27 protein-coding genes are annotated in these 24,607 nt (G+C 71.0%); 11 read left to right on the top strand and 16 right to left on the bottom strand.

The genetic code is table 11. The annotated features are described in order from the left end of the window. The 3 genes from MQP27_RS18750 to MQP27_RS18740 all read left to right on the top strand — a co-directional run bounded on the left by MQP27_RS18750 (window position 1) and on the right by MQP27_RS18740 (window position 3,217). The gene (locus MQP27_RS18750) at window positions 1-771 is read left to right on the top strand and encodes an ABC transporter permease (protein WP_242766333.1); all 771 of its coding nucleotides are present in this window, start codon (window positions 1-3) and stop codon (window positions 769-771) included. 125 nt (window positions 772-896) lie between these two features. Then, the gene (locus MQP27_RS18745) at window positions 897-2,333 is read left to right on the top strand and encodes an ABC transporter ATP-binding protein (RefSeq protein ID WP_242766332.1); all 1,437 of its coding nucleotides are present in this window, start codon (window positions 897-899) and stop codon (window positions 2,331-2,333) included. Continuing rightward, on the top strand, window positions 2,330-3,217 hold the full coding sequence (locus tag MQP27_RS18740; RefSeq protein ID WP_372511229.1) for an ABC transporter permease: 888 nt from the start codon (window positions 2,330-2,332) through the stop codon (window positions 3,215-3,217). Before MQP27_RS18745 ends, MQP27_RS18740 begins: the two co-directional genes overlap by 4 nt. Before the next feature lie 6 nt (window positions 3,218-3,223). On the opposite strand, the gene MQP27_RS18735 is transcribed toward MQP27_RS18740, so the two are convergent. Further along, window positions 3,224-3,565 (bottom strand): Rv1322 family protein, encoded by a 342-nt coding sequence (locus tag MQP27_RS18735; protein WP_242766331.1) that lies wholly within the window; start codon window positions 3,563-3,565, stop codon window positions 3,224-3,226. A 222-nt stretch (window positions 3,566-3,787) separates the two neighbouring features. On the opposite strand from MQP27_RS18735, the gene MQP27_RS18730 reads away from it, so the two are divergent. Next, window positions 3,788-4,816 (top strand): LLM class flavin-dependent oxidoreductase, encoded by a 1,029-nt coding sequence (locus MQP27_RS18730; RefSeq protein ID WP_242766330.1) that lies wholly within the window; start codon window positions 3,788-3,790, stop codon window positions 4,814-4,816. A gap of 92 nt (window positions 4,817-4,908) precedes the next feature. On the opposite strand, the gene MQP27_RS18725 is transcribed toward MQP27_RS18730, so the two are convergent. After that, window positions 4,909-5,301 (bottom strand): SCO5389 family protein, encoded by a 393-nt coding sequence (locus MQP27_RS18725; RefSeq protein ID WP_097269047.1) that lies wholly within the window; start codon window positions 5,299-5,301, stop codon window positions 4,909-4,911. Window positions 5,302-5,557: 256 nt separating this feature from the next. Here MQP27_RS18725 and nucS point away from each other — a divergent pair, with 256 nt between their 5' ends. Beyond that, entirely contained in the window at window positions 5,558-6,229 is a 672-nt protein-coding gene (gene nucS / locus MQP27_RS18720; RefSeq protein WP_242766329.1) for an endonuclease NucS, read from the top strand. Window positions 6,230-6,299: 70 nt separating this feature from the next. On the opposite strand, the gene MQP27_RS18715 is transcribed toward nucS, so the two are convergent. The 4 genes from MQP27_RS18715 to MQP27_RS18700 form a co-directional block, all read right to left on the bottom strand. Next, window positions 6,300-8,834 (bottom strand): P-loop NTPase family protein, encoded by a 2,535-nt coding sequence (locus MQP27_RS18715; RefSeq protein ID WP_242766328.1) that lies wholly within the window; start codon window positions 8,832-8,834, stop codon window positions 6,300-6,302. A gap of 201 nt (window positions 8,835-9,035) precedes the next feature. Continuing rightward, window positions 9,036-9,359, bottom strand: coding sequence for an STAS domain-containing protein (locus MQP27_RS18710; RefSeq protein WP_242766327.1), 324 nt, complete (start codon window positions 9,357-9,359; stop codon window positions 9,036-9,038). A 175-nt stretch (window positions 9,360-9,534) separates the two neighbouring features. Continuing rightward, complete coding sequence (locus MQP27_RS18705) at window positions 9,535-10,383, bottom strand: 3-hydroxyacyl-CoA dehydrogenase family protein (protein WP_242766326.1); 849 nt, start codon at window positions 10,381-10,383, stop codon at window positions 9,535-9,537. Window positions 10,384-10,521: 138 nt separating this feature from the next. Continuing rightward, window positions 10,522-11,163, bottom strand: coding sequence for a TetR/AcrR family transcriptional regulator (locus MQP27_RS18700; protein ID WP_242766325.1), 642 nt, complete (start codon window positions 11,161-11,163; stop codon window positions 10,522-10,524). Between the two features lie 81 nt (window positions 11,164-11,244). Here MQP27_RS18700 and MQP27_RS18695 point away from each other — a divergent pair, with 81 nt between their 5' ends. The 3 genes from MQP27_RS18695 to MQP27_RS18685 are packed head-to-tail and all read left to right on the top strand — an operon-like array spanning window position 11,245 to window position 13,373. Next, window positions 11,245-12,027 carry an ABC transporter ATP-binding protein gene (locus MQP27_RS18695; protein ID WP_242766324.1) on the top strand — a complete coding sequence of 261 codons (783 nt, stop codon included), beginning with the start codon at window positions 11,245-11,247 and terminating at the stop codon, window positions 12,025-12,027. 10 nt (window positions 12,028-12,037) lie between these two features. After that, the gene (locus MQP27_RS18690; protein WP_242766323.1) at window positions 12,038-12,787 is read left to right on the top strand and encodes an ABC transporter permease; all 750 of its coding nucleotides are present in this window, start codon (window positions 12,038-12,040) and stop codon (window positions 12,785-12,787) included. 13 nt (window positions 12,788-12,800) lie between these two features. After that, the gene (locus tag MQP27_RS18685) at window positions 12,801-13,373 is read left to right on the top strand and encodes a cob(I)yrinic acid a,c-diamide adenosyltransferase (protein WP_242766322.1); all 573 of its coding nucleotides are present in this window, start codon (window positions 12,801-12,803) and stop codon (window positions 13,371-13,373) included. Window positions 13,374-13,410: 37 nt separating this feature from the next. Here the strand turns inward: MQP27_RS18685 and MQP27_RS18680 are convergent, their stop codons facing one another. Genes MQP27_RS18680 through MQP27_RS18660 form a run of 5 tightly spaced genes read right to left on the bottom strand, consistent with a single transcriptional unit; the run spans window position 13,411 to window position 16,816 of the window. After that, entirely contained in the window at window positions 13,411-13,599 is a 189-nt protein-coding gene (locus MQP27_RS18680; RefSeq protein WP_242766321.1) for a hypothetical protein, read from the bottom strand. Beyond that, window positions 13,599-13,991, bottom strand: coding sequence for a hypothetical protein (locus MQP27_RS18675; RefSeq protein WP_242766320.1), 393 nt, complete (start codon window positions 13,989-13,991; stop codon window positions 13,599-13,601). Before MQP27_RS18675 ends, MQP27_RS18680 begins: the two co-directional genes overlap by 1 nt. Before the next feature lie 51 nt (window positions 13,992-14,042). Next, a complete protein-coding gene (locus tag MQP27_RS18670; protein ID WP_242766319.1) occupies window positions 14,043-15,530 on the bottom strand; it encodes a sensor histidine kinase in 1,488 nt (495 codons plus the stop codon). After that, on the bottom strand, window positions 15,527-16,222 hold the full coding sequence (locus MQP27_RS18665; protein ID WP_242766318.1) for a response regulator transcription factor: 696 nt from the start codon (window positions 16,220-16,222) through the stop codon (window positions 15,527-15,529). The genes MQP27_RS18670 and MQP27_RS18665 overlap by 4 nt, the downstream gene beginning before the upstream one ends. A 15-nt stretch (window positions 16,223-16,237) precedes the next feature. Further along, window positions 16,238-16,816: a hypothetical protein gene (locus MQP27_RS18660; protein ID WP_242766317.1), complete on the bottom strand. Its 579-nt coding sequence runs from the start codon at window positions 16,814-16,816 to the stop codon at window positions 16,238-16,240. A 152-nt stretch (window positions 16,817-16,968) separates the two neighbouring features. Here MQP27_RS18660 and MQP27_RS18655 point away from each other — a divergent pair, with 152 nt between their 5' ends. From MQP27_RS18655 to MQP27_RS18645, 3 genes are all read left to right on the top strand, one after another. Then, window positions 16,969-18,192: a sensor histidine kinase gene (locus MQP27_RS18655; RefSeq protein ID WP_242766316.1), complete on the top strand. Its 1,224-nt coding sequence runs from the start codon at window positions 16,969-16,971 to the stop codon at window positions 18,190-18,192. Beyond that, window positions 18,189-18,827 carry a response regulator gene (locus tag MQP27_RS18650; protein WP_242766315.1) on the top strand — a complete coding sequence of 213 codons (639 nt, stop codon included), beginning with the start codon at window positions 18,189-18,191 and terminating at the stop codon, window positions 18,825-18,827. Before MQP27_RS18655 ends, MQP27_RS18650 begins: the two co-directional genes overlap by 4 nt. A gap of 116 nt (window positions 18,828-18,943) precedes the next feature. Further along, on the top strand, window positions 18,944-20,770 hold the full coding sequence (locus tag MQP27_RS18645) for a glycoside hydrolase family 18 chitinase (protein ID WP_242766314.1): 1,827 nt from the start codon (window positions 18,944-18,946) through the stop codon (window positions 20,768-20,770). A gap of 174 nt (window positions 20,771-20,944) precedes the next feature. Here the strand turns inward: MQP27_RS18645 and MQP27_RS18640 are convergent, their stop codons facing one another. The 5 genes from MQP27_RS18640 to MQP27_RS18620 all read right to left on the bottom strand — a co-directional run bounded on the left by MQP27_RS18640 (window position 20,945) and on the right by MQP27_RS18620 (window position 24,594). After that, entirely contained in the window at window positions 20,945-21,091 is a 147-nt protein-coding gene (locus tag MQP27_RS18640; protein ID WP_242766313.1) for a hypothetical protein, read from the bottom strand. A gap of 51 nt (window positions 21,092-21,142) precedes the next feature. Continuing rightward, the gene (locus MQP27_RS18635; protein WP_242766312.1) at window positions 21,143-21,589 is read right to left on the bottom strand and encodes a DUF2550 domain-containing protein; all 447 of its coding nucleotides are present in this window, start codon (window positions 21,587-21,589) and stop codon (window positions 21,143-21,145) included. Window positions 21,590-21,731: 142 nt separating this feature from the next. After that, window positions 21,732-22,106: a F0F1 ATP synthase subunit epsilon gene (locus MQP27_RS18630; protein ID WP_242766311.1), complete on the bottom strand. Its 375-nt coding sequence runs from the start codon at window positions 22,104-22,106 to the stop codon at window positions 21,732-21,734. A 110-nt stretch (window positions 22,107-22,216) separates the two neighbouring features. Then, on the bottom strand, window positions 22,217-23,653 hold the full coding sequence (atpD, locus tag MQP27_RS18625; protein ID WP_242766310.1) for a F0F1 ATP synthase subunit beta: 1,437 nt from the start codon (window positions 23,651-23,653) through the stop codon (window positions 22,217-22,219). Continuing rightward, window positions 23,653-24,594 (bottom strand): F0F1 ATP synthase subunit gamma, encoded by a 942-nt coding sequence (locus tag MQP27_RS18620; protein ID WP_242766309.1) that lies wholly within the window; start codon window positions 24,592-24,594, stop codon window positions 23,653-23,655. Before MQP27_RS18620 ends, atpD begins: the two co-directional genes overlap by 1 nt. Window positions 24,595-24,607: the final 13 nt, after the last annotated feature.

Raw genomic sequence — 24,607 nt, 5'->3', positions numbered from 1 at the left:
ATGGCGGCGATCCAGGTCGTACGGTCCGAGTGGACCAAGATCCGGTCGGTGGCCTCGACCGTGTGGACGCTCTCCCTCGCCGTGGTCGTCACCATCGCCCTCGGCATGCTGATCTCGGCGCTGACCAGGCACGAGTTCGACAACATGAGCGCGAAGGACAAGCTCTCCTTCGACCCGACCTTCATCAGCTTCGCCGGGATGAGCCTCGGGCAGCTCGCGATGATCGTGTTCGGGGTGCTGGTCGTCTCGAACGAGTACAGCACCGGCATGATCCGCACCTCGCTGGCGGCCGTGCCGCAGCGCGGGACCTTCCTGTTCAGCAAGATCGCGGTGGCCACCGGGCTCGCGCTGGTCGTCGGTCTCGCCACCAGCTTCGTCGCGTTCTTCCTCGGGCAGGCCATGCTCGGCTCGCACAAGGCGGAGATCGGCGACCCGCACGTGCTGCGCGCGGTGATCGGCGGCGGGCTCTACATGACCCTCATCGCGGTGTTCTCGATGGGCGTCGCCGTGATGCTGCGCTCGCCGATGCTGTCGCTGGGCATCCTGATGCCGTTCTTCTTCCTGGTCTCCAACATCCTCGGCAACGTCTCGGCGACCAAGAAGATCGGCCGGTACCTGCCCGACCAGGCCGGCAGCAAGATCATGCAGGTGGTGACGCCGATCGACGACGACACCCCGTACGGGCCCTGGGGCGGGCTCGCGATCATGGTGCTGTGGGTGGTGGCGGCGCTCGCGGGCGGGTACGTGTTGCTGAAGCGACGGGACGCGTGAAGAAGGGGCGAGCGGAGGGTCACCTTTTACTTGCTCTTGAGCGGAACCGTCAGCGCCTCGATATCCTCCTAACCCTTACGGGGGCGTGTGCCCCGCTGTCCTGAACCTTTCGATGGGTGCGGAGCATGATCGAGGCAGTCGGCCTGACCAAGCGCTACGGCGACAAGACCGCTGTGTACAACCTTTCCTTCCAGGTGCGGCCCGGCGCGGTCACCGGCTTCCTGGGGCCGAACGGTTCCGGCAAGTCGACGACGATGCGGATGATCCTCGGCCTCGACAACCCCACCGCGGGCCAGGTGACGATCGGCGGCTACCCCTACCGGAAGCTGCCGAACGCTCCCCGCCAGGTGGGCGCGCTGCTCGACGCCAAGGCCGTGCACGGCGGCCGCTCCGCCCGCAGCCATCTCCTCTGCCTCGCCCAGCTGTCCGGCATCCCGGCCCGCCGGGTCGACGAGGTGCTCGGCGTGGTCGGGCTGCAGGACGTGGCGAAGAAGCGGTCCAAGGGCTTCTCGCTCGGCATGGGACAGCGGCTCGGCATCGCCGCGGCGCTGCTCGGCGACCCGCAGGTGCTGCTGTTCGACGAGCCGGTCAACGGGCTCGACCCCGAGGGCATCCTCTGGGTGCGCAACCTGATGAAGGCCCTCGCCGCCGAGGGGCGTACGGTCTTCGTCTCCTCGCACCTGATGAGCGAGATGGCGCTGACCGCGGACCACCTCATCGTGATCGGGCGCGGGCAGTTGCTGTCCGACATGAGCGTCAGGGACTTCATCTCGGCGAACTCCGCGGACTTCGCGCGCGTGCGGACGCCGGACACCGAGCCGCAGCTGCGCGAGAAGCTGACGTCCGCGCTGACCGAGGCGGGCGGGCACGTGCTGCCGGAGCAGGACGGCGGACTGCGGGTCACGGGGCTGCCGCTCCCCCGCATCAGCGACATCGCGCACGACGCCGACGTACGCCTGTGGGAGCTGTCGCCGCATCAGGCCTCCCTCGAAGAGGCGTACATGCGGATGACGCAGGGCGCGGTCGACTACCGCTCGACGGCCGACCAGAAGGCGGGCCTGATGCAGCCGCTGCCGCCCGGCGCCCAGCCCCCGATGCCGGTCCCCGGCCAGGGCCAGCCCGGCTGGTACGCCCCACCGCCCCCGCAACAGGGCGGCCAGCCCTTCGCGATGCCCCAACTCCCCCAGGACCACCCCGGCGCGGACACCGCCCCAGGGCCCCCCACGGGCCCGTACGGCGCCCCACCGCCCCCGGGAGCGGGCCACCCCAACCCATACGCCCAGACGCCCCCACAGACCCCTCAGCCACCCCAGAACACGGCCCCGGCGCAGCCCCACCCGTCCACGCCCGCCGCCCAGCCGCAGCCCGCCCCGGCACCAGCGGCACCGCAGCCCCCCGCACCCACGGCTCCTGCTCCCACCGCCTCCGCCCCCGCGGCCCCGGCCCAGCCGCAGGCCGCCCCGGCGTCGGCTGCGCCGCAGGACTCCGCGTCCGCCGGCTCCGCCCCGTCCGCCGCCTCTGCCGCTCCCGCCGATCTGACCAAGCCCGAGGACGCCCGATGAGTGCCCCGACCCCGCAGCCCCCGATGCCGCAGGCCGCCGTACCCGACTGGCAGGCGGTGGCGCACGGTTCGTCGTATCCCGGTGTTGGTTACACCTCGCCGATCCCCGTCGTGCGCACGCACCTCGGGCATGCCATCTCCTCGGAGTGGACCAAGATCCGGTCGGTGCGCTCCACGATGTGGACGCTCGGGGTGTTCGTCGCGCTCGTCGTCGGCATCGGGCTGCTGGTCGCCGCGCTCGTCGCCGCCAACGCGGGGGACGAGAGCCTGCAGGGCGAGAACCCGCTGTCGTTCGGCGTGTTCGGCCTGCTGCTCGGCAGCATCTGCATCATCACCCTCGGCGTGCTGACCACGGCCTCCGAGTACGGCACCGGAATGATCCGGACCACGATGACCGCCTGCCCGACCCGCGGACGCGTCCTCGCCGCCAAGGCGATCGTGTTCTTCGCGGTGGCCTTCACGGTCACCTTCGCGTCCGTGCTGCTCGTCGCCCTCGCCGACGTCTCCATGCTGACCGACGCCCGGGAACCGTCCACCGCCGAGTGGCTGAAGGGCACCCTCGGCGTCTCCTTCTACATCGCGCTGCTCGGCCTGCTCTCGCTGCTGATCGGCTCGGTCATCCGGCACTCCGCCGGCGCCATCACCATCATGATCGGCGTCGTCCTGGCCCCGCTGGTGATCGCGCTGTTCATGTTCTCGGAGGCACTGGACGGCGTACGCCAGGCCCTGTTCGAGTACTCGATCCCGAACCAGCTCAGCGTCTTCTACTCCAACTCCCTCAGCGAGTCCGGCCCGAGCGGCTGGGACCCGCTGTGGATCGCGCTGGGCGTGACCGCCGCCGCCTTCGCCGGCGCCGTCGCCCTGCTGGACCGACGGGACGTCTAGACGGGCCTAGAACTTCGGCGCGTTACGGGACCGCTGCACCCGCGTGGTGCGGCGGTCCTTCGCGTTCCAGCACGCCTTGTGCCAGTGCCGGCGCTCGTCGACGCCCGAATGCTCCGGCCACGCCACCACGTGCGGGACACCGGAGCCGATCATCTGGTCGCAGCCGGGACAGCGGTACGTCTTGCCCTGCGCGCTCGCGCCCGCGACGTGCCGCACGCTCCACTCCTCGCCCTGCCAGCTCTCGGTGGACTGCCAGCCGCCGTAACGGCCGGGACGGTCGTCCTCGGCGCTCCGGCCGGACGAGCCCGAAGGATCGGCACCCTTGGGTCGGTTGCGACGCGGGGACACAGGACACCTCACGGGGCTATACAGGAAGCACGGGTCGTGTCCAGCCTACGGGGCGCGGACAGGGGTACGCGTAGGGCACCGACCGGCGCCGGACCCCCGCCGTGACGGCCCATTCTGCAGACAATCCGCAAATCTCCCCGCCAAGCCGTGACCTCGGCACGTGTCACACGGTTATGCCCGTCGGGGGAGCTCCGCGTCGGAGCCAAGGAAGCAGGAAAAGCAATGCGCGTTGGAAGTTTCGTGTTGGCGGCCCAGTTCCCGGGACAGGGCCAGGGGGAGGCACTGCACCGCGCGGTCCGCTCCGCCGAGGTCGCCGAGGAAGCCGGTCTGGACTCGGTCTGGCTGGCCGAGCACCACTTCGTGCCGTACGGGACCTGCCCGTCGGCCATCACCCTGGCGGCGTTACTGCTGGGACGCACCAGCCGGCTGCGGGTCGGTACGGCGGTCAGCGTGCTGCCCACCGTCCACCCCGTCGCGCTCGGCGAGCAGGCCGCGCTGCTGCACATCACCTCCGGCGGGCGCTTCTCGCTGGGCGTGGGGCGCGGTGGGCCCTGGGTCGACCTGGAGGTGTTCGGCTCGGGTCTCGCGGCGTACGAGAAGGGGTTCCCGGAATCACTCGATCTGCTGGTGCGCTGGCTGCGCGAACCCTCGGTCTCGGCCGCGGGCGAGCGCTTCAGCTTCCGTGAAGTGCCCGTCGTACCAAGGCCGTCGGAGTCCCTGTCGGAGGCGGCGGGACCGGAGGTCGTCGTCGCGTGCACCTCCCCGGCGAGTGTGCGGCTGGCCGCCGAGCGCGGGCTGCCGATGCTGCTCGGGATGCATGTGGGAGACGAGGAGAAGGCCGAGATGGTCGCGCTGTGGCGGCAGTCGGCGCGGGCCGCCGGGCATCCGCCGGAGCGGGTCCTGGACGCGGCGCACGTCTCGGCCGGGGTCTGCCAGATCGCCGACCGGCGCACGGACGCGGTGGAGGCGCTGACGAAGGCGATGCCGGGCTGGCTGAGGCAGGGGCTGGACGCGCATGTCACGGTGGACGGCCGGGCCCGGCAGATGCGCGACCCGCTGGCCTACACCGAGCTGCTGTGCGGACTGCACCCGGTGGGCACCCCGCGGCTGTGCGCCGACCGGCTCGCGGCGACCAGCGAGCGGACCGGCATCTCCCGCTTCGCCCTCCTGGTCGAGGGCTCGGGAGACCTGGCGGCCACCGAGGAGAACGTACGGCGGCTGGGTGCCGAGGTACTCCCCCACCTCGGCTGATTCTGTCGAACCGCGCTGCCCGGCATGGAGCTTGCCGCCCCAGTACTAGTTGCACCTCCCGCGTACGGAGCGGCAAGCAAAGCGGCTACCGCTCAGCAGTCCCGGAACTCCGGAGACTGGTTGAGCAGCTGACTGCGGACCGACGTGAAGCGGGCCAGCGTCTCATCGACCGAGGCGTCCAGCGGGAACACCGCCACCCGGTGGCAGTTCTGGAAGGCCAGTCGCACACCGAAGTGCCGTTGCAGCGCGCCGCGTATCGCGTCACTCGCGAGCGCACGCAGCAGCTGACCGCGTGCCTGCTCGTCCGGCGGGGGCGTCTGGTTGTCGGCGAACGATCCGCCGTCCACCTTCAGCTGGGCCACCAGGGAGCTGATCATCTCCCATGCATAGGGCAGGGAGGTCCGGACGCAGTCGACGAATTCTGCTTCGTCGACCTCGCCTCGCTCGGCCTTTTCGAGTAGGGCCGGTGAGACGTCGAGCGACATGGGTTCTCCTCTCGCACCCCCGTGATCGACAGGGGTTGCCGGACAGATAAGGGAGTTCGCGATACCGAACACGCTCAGTACACGTCTCGCGACCTCCCGTTTACTACGGTAGGCAACCGACGGTGACGGCACCAGGAGAATGCGTACATGCGGAGCCCTCTTTGGGCACACAATCGGCCACAAATGAACAGGGGTTGACCCGGGACTTCCGGGGCGAATCGCGTCGACCCTCGGCCGTCGAGTAGCGTTGCCGACCATGCGTCTCGTCATTGCCCGGTGTTCCGTCGACTACGCGGGCCGGCTCACCGCCCACCTCCCCGCAGCCCCCCGCCTGATCCTGGTGAAGGCGGACGGCAGTGTGTCGATCCACGCGGACGACCGCGCCTACAAGCCCCTGAACTGGATGTCCCCGCCCTGCACGCTGAAGGAGGGCTCGGGCGACGAGGAAGGCGTCTGGACCGTCGTCAACAAGGCGGGCGAGAAGCTGATCATCACGATGGAGGAGATCCTGCACGACTCCTCGCACGAACTCGGCGTCGATCCGGGCCTGATCAAGGACGGCGTGGAAGCACACCTTCAGGAGCTCCTCGCGGACCGCATCGAGACCCTCGGGGACGGCTACACGCTCATCCGCCGCGAGTACATGACCGCCATCGGCCCGGTCGACATCCTCTGCCGGGACGCCGACGGGCAGACGGTCGCGGTCGAGATCAAGCGGCGCGGCGAGATCGACGGCGTGGAACAGCTCACGCGCTACCTGGAACTCCTCAACCGCGACCCCCACCTCGCCCCCGTCCGCGGCATCTTCGCGGCCCAGGAGATCAAGCCCCAGGCCCGCGTCCTCGCCACGGACCGCGGCATCGGCTGCACGGTCCTCGACTACGACGCCCTGCGCGGCATCGAGGACGACAAGCTGCGGCTGTTCTGACGACGGTTCCGTTACGAGGACGAGGGCCGGGTCCGTTGCGACGGACCCGGCCCTCACGCGTACGCGGGCCTCAGATCACCGGGCCCGAGCTGCCGCTCGTGGGCGCGCTTGCCGAACTGCTCGTCTCCGCCGGGGCGCTGGAGGATGCGGGGGCGCTGGAGGCGGGGCCGCTGGCCGAGGTGGAGGTGGACGGGGACTCGGACGCGGACTGCGACGGCGAGGTCGACTCGCTCGGCGAGGGCGAGGTCGACTGCGACGGCGAGGTCGACTTGGTGGGTGTCGGGCTCGAACTCGACGGCTTCGTCGTCGGCGACTTGGACGGCGAACTCGACGAACCGCCCGATCCCTTCGTACCGCTCGGGTTGTCCGACGGCGTGTTCCCGTCCGACGGCGGCGTCGGGTCGTCCGACGTCCCGTACGTGCCGTCGGGGCCCGGGTCCGTCGGCCTGCTGGTCGCCGTACCCGTGTCGCCCTTGTCGTCGCCGTTCTTCGGCGCGTCCGCGCCGAGGGAGCCGTCGTCGACGCCCTGGCTCGCGGACGGGTTGACGCCGACCTTGTCGGACGGCGTGTTGGCGTCGTTGTTGGACGTCGCGCCGAGGGTCACCACCGTGCCGAGGACGGCCGCGAGGAGCGCGCCCGCGCCGGCCGCGACGAGATTGCGCCGGGCGAGGCCGCGGAAGCCGGCCCGGTGGGCCTTGGGCGACGGCCCGCCCGACGGCCCGGCGGCGGCCCGGTTGACGACGATCGTGGCGGAGTCGCCGGTGGACGGCGGCCGGGGCGGCAGCAGGGCCGCGGGGACACCGCCGGGCGGCGACTGCGACTCCTCGTAGCGTGCGTCCGGCACCTCCTCGCCCGCGGTGGAGCCGAGGCCCGGCTGAGTGCCGGTGCGGTCGGCGACCAGGGCGAGGGCGCGGCGCCCGGCGACGGTGCCGCGCTTGTCGGCGCTCGCGCCGCGCAGCCCGACGGACGTCTCCAGCTCGGAGCGGGCCCGGTCGAAGTCCCCGCCGCAGAGCGCGAGGACGCCCAGTTCGTGGTGGAAGTAGGCCTGTTCGGACACCTCGCCGGCCAGCCGGGAGGCCTCGGCGCCGCCCCGCAGGGCCCGCTCCCAGGCGCTCCAGTGCAGGCCCGCGGCGAAGGCGGGCGCGGCCGTGCGGGCCAGCTGGACGGTGACGCTCTCCTCGTCCTCGGCGGGCGGTGTCGTGCCGGGCACCAGCGCGCCGAGGGCGGCGAGCAGGGCGTCGGCCTCAGCGCAGACGCGCTCCGGGGTGACCGAGGGGTGTCCGGCCCACCAGGCGTAGTGCTGGGCGGCAGTCAGGGCGCGGGCGTCGACGTCGTCGCCGTACCCGGCCGCCTCCAGCTGCTGCAGCACGCCCGCCGCGAGGCGGTAGCGGGCGCCGACCGGGGAGACCAGTCCGCAGGAGGCGAGTTCGCCGAGGGCGGCGTCCGCGTGTGTGTCGCCGACGAGGGCCGGCAGATGGGCCTGGTGCGGCACCTCGCCGCCGAGCGCGACGGCGAACCGCAGGGTGGCCCGGGCCGAGGCGCTGAGCCGGGAGGCGAGCAGCGGCGCGGGCGCCGCGGCCTCACCGAGCGAGGGCAGGGGTATCTCGTCGCCGTCCTCGGCACCGAAGGGGGCGTCGAAGGGCGCGTCCACCGGGAGCGCGTCGGCGAAGACGCCGAACTCGTCCACGGCGCCGGCCCCGGCCCGCTGCCGGTCGCGCTCCCGCAGCAGGGCGCCGGCCTGCACGAACCGCAGCGGCAGGCCCTCGGACTCGAACCAGAGGTCGCCGGCCCAGTTGGCCTCCTCCTCGGTGAGCACCCGGCCGACGGCGCGCTCGATGATCTCCACGCCGCCCGCGCGCTCCAGGCCGCCGAGGAAGACCTCCTCGATCGCGGAGTCGGCGGAGGGCGCGGCCACGTCGGGGGTCGTGCCGATGACGAAGGCGCACTCGGGCGTCGCGTCGAGCAGCTCGTCCAGGGCGGCGCCGCCGAACTCGATGTCGTCCAGGACGACGACCGCGCCGATGTCCCGGACGTATCCGAGCAGTTCGTCGCGTTCCGGGCGGTGCAGGGGTGCGTTGTAGACGGCGTAGAAGAGGTCGTACAGGAGGTCGTCGGCGGTGCGGTGGAAGCCGCTGAGGCGGACGACGCCGTCGGGGGCGAGGTCCCCGCAGTCGTCGGCGACCAGGTCGAGCAGGGCGGTGCGGCCGGAGCCCGCGGGGCCGGTGAGCCGTACCGAGCGGCCGCGGGCGAGCAGCCGTACCAGCCGCTCGCGTTCGTCCTGGCGCTCCAGGAGCGACAGGACCGGCTGCGTGGGGCCCGGTGGGACGGGCGGCTTGGCCGCACGGTCCACCTCGGCGCGCTCGGCGGCGGTGAACTTCTCGGGCCGGCCCGGGCGCTCGCCCGGTGGGCAGGCCTCTATCTCGCTGCCGTCGACGGGATTGACGGTGAGCAGGTAGTCGCCCGAGACGAGCTGCACGGTGCGTGCGAGCGCGGGCGAGTGCTGTCCGAAGTCGGGTGTGAGGGGGTCCCTGGGCGGGCGCTGGCGCGGCGCTGTGCCGTCGCCGTCATGGCCGTACTCCTCGGGTCCCCGGTTGTTCGGGTCCATAGGTTCAAGCCCCCCAAAAGCGTCGTGTGCCGAGCCCCTCCCGGCCTTGCTGCACACCGCGCTGTCGCTTCTGGTCCGGGCCCGCTCGCAGGGATGTCGGGCAGCGGGCGACCGAACCTTAAACCTTTGCACAGTATCTACGACAGTCCGGGGTACCGCGCCGCCCGAGACGTCACAGTCTCGTGAGGATTGCGCGCGACGTCATACGCGGGGCAAAGACTCCACCCCGATGCCCCCCTCGATCGCCAGGATCCGGTGCAGCCGGGTGGCCACCAGCAGGCGCTGCATCTGCGGCGGTACGTCGCGCAGCACCAGGCGCCGGCCGCAGCGGCCGGCCCGCCGGTGGACGCCCATGATCACCCCGAGTCCGGTGGCGTCCCAGGAGTCCAGTTCGGACAGGTCGAGCACCAGGTCGCCGACTCCGTCGTCGACGGCCGTGTGCAGGACCGTACGGGCGTCCGCCGCGCTGCGGACGTCGAGGCGGCCCCCGACGACCAGCTCGGCGTGGTCGCCCCTGATGTGCATATGCGCTCCCCGTGAGTGCGGTTGCGTGCTCGTACTCCGTGACGGTGGCTGTGCAACGTCTGACTGCTTCAGCGGCGAACAGGTTGCCGTCTGTAAGCGAACCGATACCGAATTCACCCGAGAGGGTGAGGCCCCTGGGGTCTGTGCGGTTTCAGTGGCTTGACGTACCGGTGGTTCAGTACGTGTAGAAGCCCTGCCCGCTCTTGCGTCCGATGTCACCGGCGTCAACCATCCGGCGCATCAGCTCCGGCGGCGCGAACTTCTCGTCCTGCGACTCGGTGTAGATGTTGCTGGTCGCGTGCAGCAGGATGTCGACGCCGGTCAGGTCCGCCGTCGCCAGAGGGCCCATCGCGTGGCCGAAGCCCAGCTTGCAGGCGAGGTCGATGTCCTCGGCGGTCGCGACACCGGACTCGTAGAGCTTGGTGGCCTCGACGACGAGCGCCGAGATGAGCCGGGTGGTCACGAACCCCGCCACGTCGCGGTTGACGACGATGCAGGTCTTGCCGACGGACTCGGCGAACTCCCGCGCGGTGGCGAGGGTTTCGTCGCTCGTCTTGTACCCGCGGACCAGCTCGACGAGCTGCATCATCGGCACCGGCGAGAAGAAGTGGACGCCGACGACCCGCTCGGGGTGCTCGGTGGCCGCCGCGATCTTGGTGATCGGGATCGCGGAGGTGTTGGAGGCGAGCACGGTGTCCGGGCGCACGATCTTGTCGAGCGCGCGGAAGATCTCGTGCTTCACCTCCAGCTTCTCGAAGACGGCCTCGACGACGATGTCCGCGTCCGCGGCGGCGTCCAGGTCGGTGGTGGCGGTGATGCGGCCGAGGGCGGCGTCGGCGTCGTGCGCCTCCAGCTTCCCCTTGCTCACGAACTTGTCGTACGAGGCCTTGATCCCGTCGGTGCCACGCTTGAGAGCCTCGTCGGTGACGTCCCGGAGGACCACCTCCCAGCCCGCCTGCGCGGAGACCTGGGCGATGCCGGAACCCATCAGGCCGGCGCCGATGACGGCAAGCTTCCGTGCCACGTTTGCGACTCCCCTTCGAAGCGCCTTACACGCTGTTTACGTCTGCCTCTTCGGCGGACCTTAGCGCTCTGTCGGTGCTGTGTGACCGGTAAGTAATGCGCGTCACGTCTCATCTGACGGACATCACACCGGGGCGGCTCACCGATCGCCCCGGACGGCGTAGTTGAGCACCTTCTCGCCCAACAGCTCCTCGATGTCGTCGAGAAGGGCCAGTACCTCTCGTGACACTTCGCGTGGATTGCGCCCGGCGACCATCTCACGGCCGATGGTCGCCACGACCGTCTGGTGGGCCCAGCCGATCTGACCGGCGATCAGGCCGGGCAGCGGGTCGCCGGCGGCGGCGCCCGTCTCCTCGCGCAGGGCGGCCTCCAGGTTGTCCTGGATCTCCTGCTGCAGGGTCCAGAGCCGGGACCGGAGCGGGGGCGCGTCATGGACGACCCGCATGAAACGGTCGTAACCCTCCATCAGTCCGAGTCTGGGCGAGACCGCCAGGACCTCCTCGCGCAGTTCCCGCAGCACGGCCGCGGCGGCGGACTCCCCCACGTCCCGTCCGCGCACCCAGCGCGCGAGCCGGTCGACGACGTCCGCGGTGCGGTCGAGGAAGAGGTCCTCCTTGGTGGGGAAGTAGTTGTAGACGGTGTTGACGGAGACGTCGGCGGCCTCCGCGACGTCCGCGATCGTGACCGTCACGAAGCCGTGTTCCAGGAACAGCCCCGTGGCGATGTCCGAGATGCGCTGCCTGGTCTCGCGCTTCTTCCGCTCCCTGAGCCCCTCTGCCATGTCCGGATCCTAGCCCTTCCTGGGCTCGCTGAAATTTTGGAGGCATTGCAAAATTGGTGAACCTCTGTTTTTCTGTCGGGCATGGCAGTCATCAGCGCGGCCGGACTGGCCCGCACCTTCCAGACCAAGCGCGGCCCGGTCGAGGCCGTGCGGTGTGTCGACCTCACCGTCCGCGAGGGCGAGATCCTCGGCCTTCTCGGGCCGAACGGCGCGGGCAAGACCACCACCCTGCGGATGCTCACGACCTTGCTGAAACCCACCGGCGGCGCAGCCACCGTCGCCGGCCACGACCTGACGACCGACGCCGCGGGGGTGCGCCGGTCGTGCGGATACGTCGCCCAGTCGGGCGGCGTCGACCCGCAGATCTCCGTACGCGAGGAACTGGTCACCCAGGGGCGCCTGTACCGGCTGACCAGGGCTCAGGCGTCCGAGCGCGCCGAGGAGTTGGCGCGCGAACTCGGCCTGACCGAGCTGCTCGACCGCAGGTGCGGCAGCCTCTCCGGAGGTCAGCGGCGCCGCCTCGACATCGCGATGGCGCTCACCCACCGCCCGAAGGTCCTCTTCCTCGACGAACCCACCACCGGCCTCGACCCCGGCAGCCGCGCCGACCTGTGGGACCTGGTCCGCGGTCTGCGCGACCGGCACGGCACCACGGTCGTCCTGACCACCCACTACCTGGACGAGGCCGACGCCCTCGCCGACCGGCTGGTGATCGTCGACCGGGGTGTGGTCGCGGCGGAGGGCACCCCGAGCGCGCTCAAGCTCCGGTACGGCGGCTCGATCGACGCCTCGCTCCAGGACGCGTTCCTCGCGATCACCGGCCGGGGCCCCGCTCCCGCCGACACCGCCCCCGTAGCCGTATAGGACCGCATCGATGCTTCTTCACGACACCGCGCTGATCTACGGCCGCTATCTGCGCCAGTCCCTGCGCTCGCGCTTGGCGCTGCTCTTCGGGCTGCTGATGCCGCTGTTGTACCTGTTGTTCTTCGGTCCGCTGCTGACCGGTCTGCCGCTCGGCGGGCGGGGCAGCTCCTGGCAGCTGCTGGTGCCGGGGCTGCTCCTTCAACTCGGCTTGTTCGGGGCCTCGTTCGCCGGATTCTCGGTCATCGTCGAGAAGGGCCAGGGGGTGCTGGAGCGGATGCGGGTGACGCCGGTGAGCCGGCTCGCGCTGCTGCTCGGGCGAGTCCTGCGCGATGCCACGGTCTTCGTCCTCCAGGCGGTGCTGCTGGTCCTGGCGGCCGTGACGATGGGGCTGCGGGCGCCGCTGGCCGGGGTGCTGATCGGGTTCGGGTTCGTCGGCCTGCTGACGGTCTCGCTCGGCTCGCTGTCCTGTGCCGTGGCGATGAGGGTCGACACACCTCAGTCGTTCGGCCCCCTGGTCAACGCCCTGACCCTGCCGTCCATGCTGCTGTCCGGCCTGATGCTGCCGATGACCCTGGCGCCGGGCTGGCTGGACGTGCTGTCGCACTTCATGCCGCTGCGCTATCTGGTGGACGCGCTGCGGGACGCGTACGTCGGCTCGTACGGGACGGATCACATGCTGTACGGCGCTCTCGTGGCCGTCGGCTTCGCGCTGCTCGCCGTGACGGTCGGCACACGCGTGTTCCGGACGGCCGGAGCGTAATTACGCTGGCCTCATGGTCAATCTGACGCGCATCTACACCAGGACCGGCGACCAGGGCACCACCGCCCTCGGCGACATGAGCAGGGTCGCCAAGACCGACCTGCGGATCTCCGCGTACGCCGACGCCAACGAGGCGAACGCGGTGATCGGCACGGCGATCGCGCTGGGCGGGCTGGACGAGGAGATCGTCAAGGTCCTCACCCGCGTCCAGAACGACCTGTTCGACGTCGGGGCCGACCTCTCGACGCCCGTCGTCGAGAACCCGGAGTTCCCGCCGCTGCGGGTCGAGCAGTTCTACGTCGACAAGCTGGAGGCGGACTGCGACCGCTTCAACGAGCGGCTGGAGAAGCTCCGCTCCTTCATCCTCCCGGGCGGCACCCCGGGCGCGGCCCTGCTGCACCAGGCCTGCACGGTCGTACGCCGGGCCGAGCGCTCCACGTGGGCGGCCCTGGAGGTCCACGGTGAGGTGATGAACCCCCTCACCGCGACCTACCTCAACCGACTGTCGGACCTGCTGTTCATCCTGGCTCGCACGGCGAACAAGGACGTCGGGGACGTGCTGTGGGTGCCGGGCGGGGAGCGCTGACCGTCCCGGCGGCGCTCCCCGCCCCTCCCCCCTCTTCTCAGTGGTCGCTGTCGTCCTGGGCCGCGTCCTTGTCCGCCTGCGCCAGCGCGGACTCGGCCGCGGCCACCTTCTGCTGCATCTCCGAGTAGCCGGCCGGCGTGTCCGTCGCCGTGCCGTGTTCCCGGGCGCAGCCCGCGAGGAGCCCGACGGCCAGCAGTACCGCGGCCGCCGTCGCCCGGGTGCGCATCAGCTCGCGCCCCCGTCGTTGTCGTCGCACCAGGTCCGCACGTCGGCCAGGTCCTTCTGCCGCTGCTGGAGGGTCGTCACCAGCGACTTGCGGAAGGTCAGCCGGTCCTGGAGATACGTGGCGATCTCGCTGTGGCCCGCCGCCTTCGCGTTGTCCACCCGCTGCTGGAGCCGGGCGATCGAACCCCGCTTGTCCGCCCCGGCGTTCAGCCGCTTCAGCGCGCGGTCGATGCGGTGGTCGATGTTCGGCGCCCGCTTGCAGAGGGCCTGCGCGCCGTCGCCGGTGGGCGTCCCCGCCGGGGCGGGGGTGCTCTCTGCCGCCGCGACGCCGGTCCCGGTCGCCAGGAGTGCCGCCGTGGCCAGCCCCACGAGGAGCCTTCGTCGTACGTACATCTCTGCCTCCGTTCCCCGGGCGGCCCCGTAGTCCGCCCGGCAGAGCAGAAGCTAGGGACCGTCTTTGGGGAAACTCTGTGACCGGTTTGTCCCGGCTGTTGCCCCGGCTGTTCTCCCTGCCGTGTCGATCAACCAGTCGCGGTGCGCGGGCAGTTCACCGCCGCCCCGCGGCAGCCGCACCTCGAAGCGCGCGCCGGTCCCGCCCGGCCCGTCGGTGACCGTGACGCGGCCCTGGTGCAGCGCCGTCTGCTGGGCGACCAGCGTGAGGCCGAGCCCCGAGCCCGAGCTGCCGGGCCCGCGCCGGAACCGCTCGAAGATCCGCGCCCGTTCCTCGGGCGGCACGCCCGGCCCGCGGTCGTCGACCGTGATCACGACCTCCGCCTCCGTGCCCCGCACCCCGACCTCCGCGCCCGCCCTGCCCGCCCCGTCCCGGCCGTGGGCCAGGGCGTTGGCCAGCAGGTTGTCGAGGAGCAGCCGCAGGCCGGGTTCCCAGCCGTGGACGGTGAGTCCGGGTGCCGCGTCCAGCGTGATCCGGGCGTCCGGCTCGCGGCGCCGGGCCTCGGCCACCGCCGCGTCGGCGACCTCCGCGAGGTCGACGCCGCCCAGCGCTTCCGCCTCGACGAGGTCGCCCCGCCCCAGCTCGCGCAGCATCACCAACAGGCCGAGCAGCCGGGCGTGTTCGTGGCGCAGGTCGGTGAGGACCTCGGTGCGGTCGGGTTCGGGGAGGTCGGGGTGGGCGGCGAGGATGTCGAGGTTGGTGCCCATGCTCATGAGCGGGGTGCGCAGTTCGTGGGCGGCGGCGGAGGAGAAGGAGCGGGCGGTGTCCAGGGCCTCGGCGGTGCGGGCGGCCTGTTCGTCGTAGCGGGCGAGGGCCTTCTGGAGGGTGGCGGCCAGGTCGTCGACCTCGGTGACTCCGGTCGGCTCGTGGTGCAGCCGGGTGGCGCTGGTACGCGGGTCGAGTCCGGCGGTACGGCGACGCAGGCGGCGCAGCGGGCCGGTCGCGCCGGTGGCGATGCCCCAGGCGAGCAGGCCGGACAGGGGTACGGCGAGCAGGGTCGTGACGGCCACCCGGCGCCGGACGAGCCGGAGTTGGGCCTGGTCGGCGGCGTTGGGCGCGAACACCCAGAGGGTGCCGGAGCCGCGGGCGGTGGTGATCGGGCGGGACAGGGCCCGCCAGCTGGTGGCGCCGTCCCGGACGGTGACGGGGTTCGTCGCCTCGGCCGGGAGCGGCACGGAGTCGTCCGGCTGGGGGCCGCCGCTGAAGGTGGCGTCGGGGCCGATGACCCGTACGCCGACGTCGAGGGCGGCGCTGTACAGCAGCCGTTCACGGTTGTCGGCGGCCTTGGGGCGGCCGTTCGCGCTGGCCCGCAGCAGGGCGCGGGCGTCCTGAGCGACGGCGGCGGCGCGGGTGCGGAGGTGGTCGTCCTCGGCGCTGTGCAGATCGTGGTTGACCAGCTGGAGCAGCAGCCAGCCGGAGGCGAGGACCAGCAGCGGGACGGTGACTCCGATCGCGAGCCCGATACGGGTGGACAGCTTCACGGCTCTTCCCTCAGTACGAAGCCCACGCCGCGAACGGTGTGCACGAGCCGGGTGCCGCCGTCCGCCTCCAGCTTGCGTCGCAGGTAGCTGACGAAGGTGTCGACGGCGTCGGTGCGCACGTCGAAGTCGTACCCCCAGACCCGTTCGAGGAGCCGGTCCCGGGTGAGGACCAGGCCTGCGTTGCGGGCGAGGACCTCAAGGAGCTCGAACTCGCGCCGAGTGAGCTCCAGTTGGCGCCCGTCCCGCTCGGCGGTGCGGGCCGCCGGGTCGATCACGAGACCGGCCACCCGCAGCACCTCGCGGCCGGAGGGCGGGCGGCGGCGGAGCAGGGCCCGCAGGCGCAGCACCAGTTCCTGGAGGGCGAACGGCTTGACCAGGTAGTCGTCGCCGCCCGCCTGGAGCCCGGCGATGCGGTCTGCGGTCTCGTCGAGCGCGGAGAGCATGAGGACGGGCAGGTCCTGGCCCTCGCCGCGCAGCCGCTCGCACACCTCGATACCGCTCATGCCGGGCATCGAGATGTCCAGGACCAGCACGTCCGGCGGGGTGTCCCGGATCGCGGCCAGCGCCTCGCGGCCCCCGTCCGCCGTACGGACCCGGAAGCCACTCAGCCGCAGACCGCGCTCCAGCGAGCGCCGGATGGCCGCGTCGTCGTCCACGACCAGCACGGCCCCCGGGCGTTCCGCCTCGCTCATGCACCCCTCCCTGGCTCATCGTTTCGTCAGCGTACGGTCCTCCTCCCGGCGGACGGCAGCGGTCCCGGGCGCCTTCTTGGGCCAGATCAGGTAGGTGAGCGCGACGATCCCGTGGACGGCCAGGGCGCGCACCGCCACCAGCTGGAAGGACCGCAGGGACGAGGTGTCGCCGTCGCCGACGTACCAGATCGCGGCCTGCAGCAGCGCGCAGGCGACCGCGGCCGCGAGCAGGGTGCGCAGCCAGAGGCCGCCCTCGTGGCGGGCGCGGGCCATGCCGTGGCGCGGCGGCTTCGGCGGGCGCGGGCCGCCCGCGAGGCGGTGGGCCGCGTGGCCGTCGAGCCAGCGGATCGTGTAGTGGCCGTACGCGACGGTGTAGCCGATGTAGAGCGCGGCCAGTCCGTGCTCCCAGCCGGGTTCCGCGCCGTTCTTCAGGTCGGTCGCCGTCACCGCGAACAGGATCAGCTCCAGCAGCGGCTCGCACAGCAGGATCGCCACGCTGGTGCGGCGCCACCCCAGCAGGTAGCGGACGGCGAGGCCCAGGGCCAGCAGCACCCAGAAGGCCACCTCGCAGGCGATGATCAACGTGACGACCACGGCACGCTCCTCTCGGTCACCCTTCCAGGCTCCCGGCGCGCCCGGCCGCTTTCGTCGTCGGCGGTGAGGAACCCGCCGTACATCGAAAGATGCAGTCCAGGACCGTTCCCGGGCATCAGGCGCGGGCCGCGGACACCGTGTTGGATGGAGTCATGGCCCTCCCCCGCCCGCACCGCTTCGACGTGTACCTCGCCGTCGGCGGGCTGCTCGGCGGACTGCTGCTGATGGGGCTCGGCCTGGCGACCCGGCCGTCCGACGACCCGATCACCGTCCTCGACGGGAACTGGCCGGTCCTGCCGCCGCTCGTCGTCATGGCCGGCTGCGAGCTGCTGCGCCGGTCGGCTCCTCGCGTGGCCCTGCTGACCGGCACGGCCGCGATCTGCGCGGACCTCGTGACCCAGGGCAACCTGGCCACGGTCCTGATGTTCACCGACCTGGTCTACGCGGCCGTGCTGTACGGCCCGCTCGCCTCGGCCCGCCGCGTCCAGTGGATCACCGGGCTGCTCACGGTGGCCGCGACGCTGGTGCCGTTCGCGGTGTGGCGGGTGCCGCAGGCGCTGCTGATCGGTGTGGTCGTGGGGGTCGTGGCGTACGGGCCCGCCGCCACGGGCTGGATCGTGCGCAACCACCGTGACGCCGCCGAGGCGGCCGGGCTGCGCGCCGAACAGACCGCGCTGCTCGCCGAGATGGACCGCAGCCAGGCGGTCACCGCGGAACGGGCCCGGATGGCACGGGAGTTGCACGACATGGTTGCCAACCACCTTTCCGCTATCGCGATCCACTCCACGGCCGCGCTGTCCATCGACGACCCCTCGACCTCCCGCGAGGCGCTCTCCGTCATCCGCGAGAACAGCGTCGAGGGGCTCGCCGAGATGCGCCGGCTGATCGGCATCCTGCGCGACGGCGACGAGGAGCCCAGCGCCGTGCCGACCCTCGACGGCCTGGGTGCCCTGGTCGACACTGCCCGCGCCAATGGCCTCGACGTCACGCTGGAGGCCGGGCACGAGGGCGAGGTCCCGGCGCCGGTCGAGCTCGCCGCGTACCGCATCGTCCAGGAGTCCTTGACCAACGCCCTCAAGCACGCCTGCCCCGGCCGCGTGACCGTGCGGCTCACCCGGCTCGACGGCGCGCTCGACGTCCGCGTGACCAGCCCGTACGGCCATCGGGACGGGCCGCGCGCCCCTGGTTCCGGTGCCGGTCTGGTGGGGATGCGGGAGCGGGCCGCGCTGCTGGGCGGCACGTTCGAGGCCGGGCCCGAGGGCGCGCTGTGGGCCGTGCGCGCGACGCTTCCGCTCACCGAAGGGGACCGAACCGAAGGAAATCGAGTCCAAGGAAACCGAGTCGAAGGAACCCGAGTCGAAGGAGACCGGCCGTGATCCGTGTGCTCGTCGCCGAGGACCAGTCCGCGGTCCGCGCCGGACTCGTCCTGATCCTGCGCAGCGCGCCGGACGTCGAGGTGGTCGGGGAGGCGGCGGACGGGGCGGAAGCGGTGGCGCTGGCACGGGAGTTGAGGCCGGATCTGGTCCTGATGGATGTTCAGATGCCGCGCCTGGACGGGGTATCGGCGACCCGGCAGGTCGTCGCCGAGCAGCTCGCCGACGTCCTCGTGCTGACCACCTTCGACCTCGACGAGTACGTGTTCGGCGCGCTGCGCGCGGGCGCGTCCGGCTTCCTGCTCAAGAACACCGACGCGAAGGACCTGTTGGCGGCGGTCCGGACGGTCGCGCGCGGAGAGGGGATCGTCGCGCCGGCGGTCACCCGCCGTCTGATCGCCGAGTTCGCGGCCAAGCCGGTACGGCAGACCCGGGACCCGGCGATCCTCGACGAGCTCACCCGGCGCGAGCGCGAGGTGCTGTCCTGCCTCGGCGAGGGGCTGTCCAACGCGGACATCGCGACGCGGCTCGACATGGCGGAGGCGACGGTGAAGACGCACGTCAGCCGACTGCTCGGGAAGCTCGGGCTGCGCAGCCGGGTCCAAGCGGCGGTCCTGGCGCAGGAGTTGGGGATCTAGCCGAACTTCCCGACAGGTGGTCCAGACCTATTGACCGGTGGTCCAGACCTTTCTATTCTCGCGGCACCGTGGGCGTGAAGGCTCAGTCATGCCCCCAACCCCCAAGGAGGCGCGGCATGCGCTTCAGACACAGAGCCGCGGCAGGTTTCGCCACGCTGCTGCTCCCGCTGGCCGGTCTGGTCGGCCTCGCGAGCCCCGCCCAGGCCGCGACCACCGCGACCGCCACCTACGCCAAGACCCAGGACTGGGGCACCGGCTTCGAGGGCAAGTGGACGGTGAAGAACACCGGCACCACGGCCATCAGCTCCTGGACGATCGAGTGGGACTTCCCCTCCGGTACGTCCGTGACCTCGGCCTGGGACGCGGACGTGACGTCCTCCGGCACCCACTGGACCGCCAAGAACAAGTCCTACAACGGCTCCATCGCGCCGGGCGCCTCGGTCTCCTTCGGCTTCAACGGCGCCGGCTCGGGCTCACCGAGCAACTGCAAGCTGAACGGCGACAGTTGTGACGGCACGACGGTCCCGGGCGACGCGGCCCCCTCCGCGCCGGGCACCCCGACCGCCTCCTCCGTCACCGACACGTCGGTCAAGCTGTCCTGGTCGGCGGCCACGGACGACAAGGGCGTCAAGAACTACGACGTCCTGCGCGACGGCAAGGTCGTCTCGACGGTCACCGCGACCTCGTACACCGACACCGGCCTGACCGCCGGCACCGACTACTCCTACACCGTCCAGGCCCGTGACACCGCCGACCAGACCGGCCCGGTCAGCGGCTCCGTCGCGGTCCACACCACCGGCGGCACCACCGACCCGCCGCCGACCACCGGCGACAAGGTCAAGCTCGGCTACTTCACCGAGTGGGGCATCTACGGCCGCAACTACAACGTCAAGAACCTGGTGACGTCCGGCTCGGCGGCGAAGATCACGCACATCAACTACGCCTTCGGCAATGTCACCAACGGCCAGTGCGCGATCGGCGACTCCTACGCCGACTACGACAAGGCCTTCACCGCCGACCAGTCGGTCAGCGGCGTCGCCGACACCTGGGACCAGCCGCTGCGCGGCAACTTCAACCAGCTGCGCGAGCTGAAGGCCAAGTACCCGAACATCAAGGTGATCTGGTCCTTCGGCGGCTGGACCTGGTCCGGCGGCTTCGCGCAGGCCGCGGCCAACCCGACGGCGTTCGCGGACTCCTGCTACAACCTGGTCAAGGACTCCCGCTGGGCCGATGTCTTCGACGGCATCGACATCGACTGGGAGTACCCCAACGCCTGCGGTCTGTCCTGCGACACCAGCGGGGCCGCGGCCTTCAAGAACGTGATGTCCGCGCTGCGTTCGAAGTTCGGCTCCTCCGCCCTGGTCACCGCGGCCGTCACGGCCGACGGCTCCTCCGGCGGCAAGATCGAGGCCGCGGACTACGCGGGCGCCGCGCAGTACGTCAACTGGTACAACGTGATGACGTACGACTTCTTCGGCGCCTGGGACGCCCAGGGCCCGACCGCCCCGCACTCCCCGCTCACCTCGTACTCCGGCATCCCGAAGGCCGGCTTCACCACGGCCGACGCGATGGCCAAGTACAAGGCGATCGGCGTCCCCGCGAGCAAGCTGCTGATCGGCATCGGCTTCTACGGCCGCGGCTGGACGGGCGTGACGCAGGACGCGCCGGGCGGCACGGCCACGGGCGCGGCGGCGGGAACGTACGAGCAGGGCATCGAGGACTACAAGGTGCTCAAGACGTCCTGTCCGGCCACCGGCACGATCGCCGGCACGGCCTACGCTCACTGCGGCAGCAACTGGTGGTCCTACGACACCCCGTCGACCATCGCCGGAAAGATGAGCTGGGCCAAGTCCCAGGGCCTGGGCGGCGCGTTCTTCTGGGAGTTCAGCGGCGACACCAGCAACGGAGAGCTGGTGAGCGCCATCAGCAGCGGCCTGAGCTGACGCATCTATCCAAACCTGGGCACATATCCAAACCTGGGGCGCGCGGCACATGCCGCGCGCCCCAGGCGTGCGCGGAGGGGGGCCGTTCGGCCCCGCGGTCAGGAAGGTCGGCGGGTGCGGCAGGCCCCTGACCGGGAACATCCTGTATCTCAGCAAGCAAGCGGAATGGCTCATTCAGGGGGGAAGAATGAAACGCAGGTCCCGTACGTCCCAACGGTCCCACACGGGCAGGCGGCCGGTCAGGACCAGGGCGGCGACGACGGCCGGAGTCTTCGTCGGGGCGGCGACCGCGGCTCTCATGGCCGCCTCGCCGGTGGACATGACCGTGACGGTCAGCCCTCAGCCGCACCCGGTGTGCGTGCTGGAGCGTGATCAGGCGACGTTGACGCGCTGACCGGGGGGAGCCGCCTCCAGCCAGGCCAGGAAACCCGTCAACGCGTCCTCGCTCATGGCGAGTTCGAGGCGGGTGCCCCGGTGCAGGCAGGTGAGGATCACGGCGTCGGAGAGGAGGGCCAGCTCCTCTTCGCCCTCGGGGAGGCGGCGGCCGGCCACCTCGATCGCGGCGCGCTCCAGGACGCGGCGGGGGCGGTAGGCGTAGGAGAAGACCCGGTACCACTCGATGCGGTCGCCGTTGTAGCGGGCGACCCCGTAACTCCAGCCTTTGCCGGAGGTGTCGGGTTTCTCGGGGACGTCCCAGCGGAGCGAACAGTCGAAGGTGCCCCCGGAGCGCTGGATGAGTCTGCGGCGCAGCCCGAAGACGAACAGCCCCAGCACCACCAGGGCCACGACGATTCCGCACACAGTCAGAGCGAGGACCATCGACACCGACCTCCTCGTCTCCTAGGTACCGAATACAGGTAACGGAACGGAAAAAACATCCATATCTGCCTCAGCCGCGACCGGCTCCGGATTGCTCCGGTTCCGATCGCGGCTGAGTGACGTCATACAGCTCCGCGCGACTTCAGCGCGTGGCCGCCGCACGAAGTCGTACGTCCGCGCGACGCTCGGCGGCGGCATCGCCCTCCGCCTTCGCCCGCTCCAGCTCGCGCTCCGCGCGCTGGACGTCGATCTCGTCCGACAGCTCGGCGATCTCGGCCAGCAGCGACAGCTTGTCGTCCGCGAACGAGATGAAACCGCCGTGCACCGCGGCGACGACCGTTCCACCATCACTCGTACGGATGGTCACCGGGCCCGACTCCAGCACACCGAGCAGCGGCTGGTGACCGGGCATGACGCCGATGTCGCCGGACGTGGTGCGCGCGACGACCAGGGTGGCCTCGCCGGACCAGACCTCTCGGTCGGCCGCGACCAGCGCGACGTGCAGCTCAGCAGCCAAGGTGGCTCCTCGGGTCACCACCCGGCGGTTCGGCCGGGTGTTGGTTACAAGTCTAGTGGGCGTGGAAGAGGGGGCGGGACGTACCCCGCCCCCTCAGCCGAGCACGAGGCTCAGGAGACGCCCAGCTCCTTGGCGTTGGCCTTCAGGTCCTCGATGCCACCGCACATGAAGAACGCCTGCTCCGGGAAGTGGTCGTACTCGCCGTCGCAGATCGCGTTGAAGGCCGCGATCGACTCGTCCAGCGGGACGTCCGACCCGTCGACGCCGGTGAACTGCTTGGCGACGTGGGTGTTCTGGGACAGGAAGCGCTCCACGCGACGGGCACGGTGGACGACGAGCTTGTCCTCCTCGCCGAGCTCGTCGATACCGAGGATCGCGATGATGTCCTGGAGGTCCTTGTACTTCTGCAGGATCGTCTTGACGCGCATGGCGGCGTCGTAGTGGTCCTGCGCGATGTAGCGCGGGTCCAGGATGCGGGACGTGGAGTCCAGCGGGTCCACGGCCGGGTAGATGCCCTTCTCGGAGATCGGACGGGACAGAACCGTCGTCGCGTCGAGGTGGGCGAAGGTGGTGGCCGGGGCCGGGTCGGTCAGGTCGTCCGCGGGGACGTAGATCGCCTGCATCGAGGTGATCGAGTGACCACGGGTCGAGGTGATGCGCTCCTGGAGGAGACCCATCTCGTCGGCCAGGTTCGGCTGGTAGCCCACCGCGGAGGGCATACGGCCGAGCAGGGTCGACACCTCGGAACCGGCCTGCGTGAAGCGGAAGATGTTGTCGATGAAGAACAGCACGTCCTGCTTCTGGACGTCACGGAAGTACTCGGCCATGGTGAGGCCGGCCAGCGCGACGCGCAGACGGGTGCCCGGGGGCTCGTCCATCTGACCGAAGACCAGGGCGGTCTTGTCGATGACGCCGGAGTCCGACATCTCCTCGATGAGGTCGTTGCCCTCACGGGTGCGCTCACCGACACCGGCGAACACGGAGACACCGTCGTGGTTGTTGGCGACGCGGTAGATCATCTCCTGGATGAGCACCGTCTTGCCGACGCCGGCACCGCCGAACAGACCGATCTTTCCACCCTTGACGTACGGGGTGAGAAGGTCGATGACCTTGACGCCGGTCTCGAACATCTCGGTCTTCGACTCGAGCTCGTCGAAGTTCGGCGCCTTGCGGTGGATGCCCCAGCGCTCGCCGTCGTACTTCTCGTCGACGTTCAGCACCTCACCGAGGGTGTTGAACACCTTGCCCTTGGTGAAGTCGCCGACCGGCACGGTGATCGAGGAGCCGGTGTCCACGACCGGGGCCTGGCGGACCAGACCGTCGGTGGGCTGCATGGAGATGGTGCGGACCAGGCCGTCACCCAGGTGCTGGGCGACCTCCAGGGTCAGCGTCTTCTTCTCGCCCTCCTTCGCCGGGTCGAGGACCTCGACGTGCAGAGCGTTGTAGATGTCGGGCATCGCGTCGACGGGGAACTCCACGTCGACGACCGGGCCGATGACCCGGGCGACGCGGCCCGTGGCAACGGCCGTCTCAACTGTCGTCGTCATTACCTGTCACTCCCCGCGGTCGCGTCGGCCAGGGCTGCGGAGCCACCGACGATCTCGCTGATTTCCTGGGTGATTTCGGCCTGGCGGGCCGCGTTGGCAAGTCGGGAGAGCGTGGTGATCAGCTCGCCCGCGTTGTCGGTGGCCGACTTCATCGCGCGCCGCGTGGCGGCGTGCTTGGAGGCGGCCGACTGGAGCAGCGCGTTGTAGATACGGCTCTCCACGTAGCGCGGCAGCAGGGCGTCGAGGACGTCCTCCGCCGAGGGTTCGAAGTCGTACAGCGGAAGGATCTCGCCCTTGGGGGCGCCCGCGGCGGCAGCCGCTGATGATCCTGTCTGAGCCACCTCTTCGAGGCTGAGCGGCAGCAGGCGGTCGTCGAGCGCCGTCTGCGTCATCATCGAGACGAACTCGGTGAAGACGATGTGGAGTTCGTCCACGCCGCCCTCGGCCGTCTCCTTCTCGATGGCCTCGATCAGCGGGGCCGCGACCTTCTTCGCGTCCGCGTACGTGGGCTCGTCGGTGAAGCCCGACCACGACTCCACGACCTTGCGCTCGCGGAAGTTGTAGTGGGCCAGACCGCGGCGGCCGACGATGTACGTGTCGACCTCCTTGCCCTCGGCCTCAAGACGCTCGGTCAGCTGCTCCGCGGCCTTGATGGCGTTGGAGTTGAAGGCACCGGCGAGACCACGGTCGCTCGTCAGGAGCAGCACCGCGGACCGCGTGACCGTCTCGGCCTGCGTGGTCAGCGGGTGCTTGGTGTTCGAGCCGGTACCGACCGCCGTGACCGCACGCGTCAGTTCCTGCGCGTACGGCGTGGAGGCCGCCACCTTGCGCTGCGCCTTGACGACGCGCGAGGCGGCGATCATCTCCATCGCCTTGGTGATCTTCTTGGTCGCGGTGACGGATCGGATGCGACGCTTGTAGACCCGGAGCTGGGCTCCCATGAGTCAGGTCCCT

It is taken from the genome of Streptomyces cylindrosporus, assembly GCF_022698165.1.
Classification (GTDB): Bacteria; Actinomycetota; Actinomycetes; order Streptomycetales; family Streptomycetaceae; genus Streptomyces; species Streptomyces cylindrosporus.
The sequence above is the reverse complement of the archived record's forward strand: the minus strand, read 5'-3'. Positions and strand labels throughout refer to the sequence as shown.

Excerpts from the sequence above, each read along its gene's own strand:
- MQP27_RS18750 (WP_242766333.1), top strand. The coding sequence starts at position 1 with ATGGCGGCGATCCAGGTCGTACGGTCCGAGTGGACCAAGATCCGGTCG.
- MQP27_RS18745 (WP_242766332.1), top strand. The coding sequence starts at position 897 with ATGATCGAGGCAGTCGGCCTGACCAAGCGCTACGGCGACAAGACCGCT.
- MQP27_RS18740 (WP_372511229.1), top strand. The coding sequence starts at position 2,330 with ATGAGTGCCCCGACCCCGCAGCCCCCGATGCCGCAGGCCGCCGTACCC.
- MQP27_RS18730 (WP_242766330.1), top strand. The coding sequence starts at position 3,788 with ATGCGCGTTGGAAGTTTCGTGTTGGCGGCCCAGTTCCCGGGACAGGGC.
- MQP27_RS18725 (WP_097269047.1), bottom strand. The coding sequence starts at position 5,301 with ATGTCGCTCGACGTCTCACCGGCCCTACTCGAAAAGGCCGAGCGAGGC.
- nucS (WP_242766329.1), top strand. The coding sequence starts at position 5,558 with ATGCGTCTCGTCATTGCCCGGTGTTCCGTCGACTACGCGGGCCGGCTC.
- MQP27_RS18715 (WP_242766328.1), bottom strand. The coding sequence starts at position 8,834 with ATGGACCCGAACAACCGGGGACCCGAGGAGTACGGCCATGACGGCGAC.
- MQP27_RS18710 (WP_242766327.1), bottom strand. The coding sequence starts at position 9,359 with ATGCACATCAGGGGCGACCACGCCGAGCTGGTCGTCGGGGGCCGCCTC.
- MQP27_RS18700 (WP_242766325.1), bottom strand. The coding sequence starts at position 11,163 with ATGGCAGAGGGGCTCAGGGAGCGGAAGAAGCGCGAGACCAGGCAGCGC.
- MQP27_RS18695 (WP_242766324.1), top strand. The coding sequence starts at position 11,245 with ATGGCAGTCATCAGCGCGGCCGGACTGGCCCGCACCTTCCAGACCAAG.
- MQP27_RS18690 (WP_242766323.1), top strand. The coding sequence starts at position 12,038 with ATGCTTCTTCACGACACCGCGCTGATCTACGGCCGCTATCTGCGCCAG.
- MQP27_RS18685 (WP_242766322.1), top strand. The coding sequence starts at position 12,801 with ATGGTCAATCTGACGCGCATCTACACCAGGACCGGCGACCAGGGCACC.
- MQP27_RS18680 (WP_242766321.1), bottom strand. The coding sequence starts at position 13,599 with ATGCGCACCCGGGCGACGGCGGCCGCGGTACTGCTGGCCGTCGGGCTC.
- MQP27_RS18675 (WP_242766320.1), bottom strand. The coding sequence starts at position 13,991 with ATGTACGTACGACGAAGGCTCCTCGTGGGGCTGGCCACGGCGGCACTC.
- MQP27_RS18665 (WP_242766318.1), bottom strand. The coding sequence starts at position 16,222 with ATGAGCGAGGCGGAACGCCCGGGGGCCGTGCTGGTCGTGGACGACGAC.
- MQP27_RS18655 (WP_242766316.1), top strand. The coding sequence starts at position 16,969 with ATGGCCCTCCCCCGCCCGCACCGCTTCGACGTGTACCTCGCCGTCGGC.
- MQP27_RS18645 (WP_242766314.1), top strand. The coding sequence starts at position 18,944 with ATGCGCTTCAGACACAGAGCCGCGGCAGGTTTCGCCACGCTGCTGCTC.
- MQP27_RS18640 (WP_242766313.1), bottom strand. The coding sequence starts at position 21,091 with ATGTCCACCGGCGAGGCGGCCATGAGAGCCGCGGTCGCCGCCCCGACG.
- MQP27_RS18635 (WP_242766312.1), bottom strand. The coding sequence starts at position 21,589 with ATGGTCCTCGCTCTGACTGTGTGCGGAATCGTCGTGGCCCTGGTGGTG.
- atpD (WP_242766310.1), bottom strand. The coding sequence starts at position 23,653 with ATGACGACGACAGTTGAGACGGCCGTTGCCACGGGCCGCGTCGCCCGG.
- MQP27_RS18620 (WP_242766309.1), bottom strand. The coding sequence starts at position 24,594 with ATGGGAGCCCAGCTCCGGGTCTACAAGCGTCGCATCCGATCCGTCACC.